The following is a 1978-nucleotide window of genomic DNA, read 5'->3' on the forward strand; positions in this document are numbered from 1 at the left end:
CTGTTGTTCCCGTTGCTCCCGGTGTTCCCGTTGCTCCTGTTGCTCCTGTTGCTCCTGGTGTTCCCGTTGCTCCCGTTGCTCCTGTTGCTCCCGTGGCTCCTGTCGCTCCCGTGGCTCCTGTCGCTCCCGTGGCTCCTGTCGCTCCCGTGGCCCCTGTCGCTCCTGTTGGACCTGTTATCCCTGTAATTGGGCAAAAAGTAGTAAAGTCTGAGCAAGAAGAAATTGAGGATGATGAAGTTGAGGATGATGAAGTTGAGGAGGAAGACCGTTTTCTACGTGCAAGGAACTTGTTATTACTAATGGGATCCCGTTTCATAAAGTCAAGCAAATCAGGCTCATTAATTTTATTTAATATCCCTTGTAAATCATCGTAATTGTCGTTAAACAAAAAAACACACCTCCATATATGTCATATACCACAATATGTAGGAATTGATGAATTCGTCATTCCTCTTTTCAAAATGATTGGTTAAAATATTTGGAGATGAAATTTAATTATTTCTGAAAGAGCTAAAAATTAATTGCCCTTAAAAAATAGAAGCAGATGGCACAGGCCATGAAAGCTATACTTCCAAGAGTTTTGTTTTACAAGATTTATGAAGCAACAATTCATATGTTGAAGCCTTGTTCTGTTTTAGATTTTGGTATAAAAAAACGCCTGTCTCGTTTGAGAGAGGCGTTCTCACGTGTTCTATTTATGAAGAAGATACCCAATAACAGGGTTTAATATTTATTCATATAAAGATATAATTTTTCTGCATCCAACCATATCAGCAAATCCTATGCGTGAATCATAACAGCTTGACTTACTTTACTGAAAAAATTTCCGTCCCCACTTCTGGCAACAATTAAGCTGATACGCAAAGTATCTCGCAAAATAAAAAAAGCCTTGTTTTACAAGACTTTTTACTATGGAGCGGGTGATGGGAATCGAACCCACGCGACCAGCTTGGAAGGCTGGAGTTCTACCATTGAACTACACCCGCGTAATGGCGTGCCCTGAGAGATTCGAACTCCCGACCTTTTGATTCGTAGTCAAACGCTCTATCCAGCTGAGCTAAGGGCACATGATATATGGAGCGGACGACGGGTCTCGAACCCGCGACCTTCGCCTTGGCAAGGCGACGCTCTACCAATTGAGCTACGTCCGCACATGTTTTGTATGATTTGCTTAAAGCTTTTGTTAACTATATACCACTTTAATCTGAACCTAGCTCGTCTGTCTAACCAATAATGACCGCTAAATAAAAAAAGTGGTGAGCCATGAAGGACTCGAACCTTCGACCCTCTGATTAAAAGTCAGATGCTCTACCAACTGAGCTAATGGCTCATATAATGGCTGGGGTATCAGGATTTGAACCTGAGAATGACGGAGTCAAAGTCCGTTGCCTTACCGCTTGGCTATACCCCAACAAAAATGGTGCCGGCGATAGGACTTGAACCCACAACCCCCTGATTACAAGTCAGGTGCTCTACCAATTGAGCTACACCGGCATTTTAAATATAACCAACAGCCTATTCAATTGAAAATGGCGGAGCTGACGGGACTCGAACCCGCGACCTCCGGTGTGACAGACCGGCGTGAACTCCAACTTCACCACAGCTCCATACTTTGGTTGCGGGGACAGGATTTGAACCTGCGACCTTCGGGTTATGAGCCCGACGAGCTACCGAGCTGCTCCACCCCGCGATAATGGGAAAATAAAAATGGTGGAGGATGACGGGATCGAACCGCCGACCCTCTGCTTGTAAGGCAGATGCTCTCCCAGCTGAGCTAATCCTCCAGATAAATGGTGACCCGTAGGGGATTCGAACCCCTGTATGACAGCGTGAAAGGCTGCTGTGTTAAACCGCTTCACCAACGGGCCTTGTAATTGTAATGGTAGCGGCGGAGGGAGTCGAACCCCCGACCTTTCGGGTATGAACCGAGCGCTCTAGCCAGCTGAGCTACACCGCCATATTGTTCTTTCAAAACTAG

General features: G+C 45.6%; 11 tRNA genes and 1 pseudogene. All 12 read right to left on the reverse strand.

Annotated features, from left to right (window positions below):
• Positions 1 to 388 (reverse strand): annotated as a pseudogene (locus AYJ08_RS22835) (hypothetical protein); the annotation flags it as partial.
• 524 nt (positions 389 to 912) lie between these two features.
• A tRNA-Gly gene (locus AYJ08_RS04895) sits at positions 913 to 986 on the reverse strand.
• Positions 987 to 990: 4 nt separating this feature from the next.
• Positions 991 to 1067, reverse strand: a tRNA-Arg gene (locus AYJ08_RS04900).
• Positions 1068 to 1075: 8 nt separating this feature from the next.
• Positions 1076 to 1151, reverse strand: a tRNA-Gly gene (locus AYJ08_RS04905).
• 103 nt (positions 1152 to 1254) lie between these two features.
• Positions 1255 to 1330: transfer RNA gene (locus AYJ08_RS04910), tRNA-Lys, on the reverse strand.
• A gap of 6 nt (positions 1331 to 1336) precedes the next feature.
• Positions 1337 to 1411 (reverse strand) — tRNA-Gln (locus tag AYJ08_RS04915).
• Between the two features lie 7 nt (positions 1412 to 1418).
• A tRNA-Thr gene (locus tag AYJ08_RS04920) sits at positions 1419 to 1494 on the reverse strand.
• A 36-nt stretch (positions 1495 to 1530) separates the two neighbouring features.
• A tRNA-Asp gene (locus AYJ08_RS04925) sits at positions 1531 to 1607 on the reverse strand.
• Positions 1608 to 1613: 6 nt separating this feature from the next.
• Positions 1614 to 1690 (reverse strand) — tRNA-Met (locus AYJ08_RS04930).
• 18 nt (positions 1691 to 1708) lie between these two features.
• Positions 1709 to 1784: transfer RNA gene (locus AYJ08_RS04935), tRNA-Val, on the reverse strand.
• Positions 1785 to 1791: 7 nt separating this feature from the next.
• Positions 1792 to 1868 (reverse strand) — tRNA-Glu (locus AYJ08_RS04940).
• A 12-nt stretch (positions 1869 to 1880) separates the two neighbouring features.
• Positions 1881 to 1957, reverse strand: a tRNA-Met gene (locus AYJ08_RS04945).
• Positions 1958 to 1978: the final 21 nt, after the last annotated feature.

The organism is Brevibacillus sp. SKDU10 (assembly GCF_001645205.1).
Lineage (GTDB): Bacteria > Bacillota > Bacilli > Brevibacillales > Brevibacillaceae > Brevibacillus_B > Brevibacillus_B halotolerans.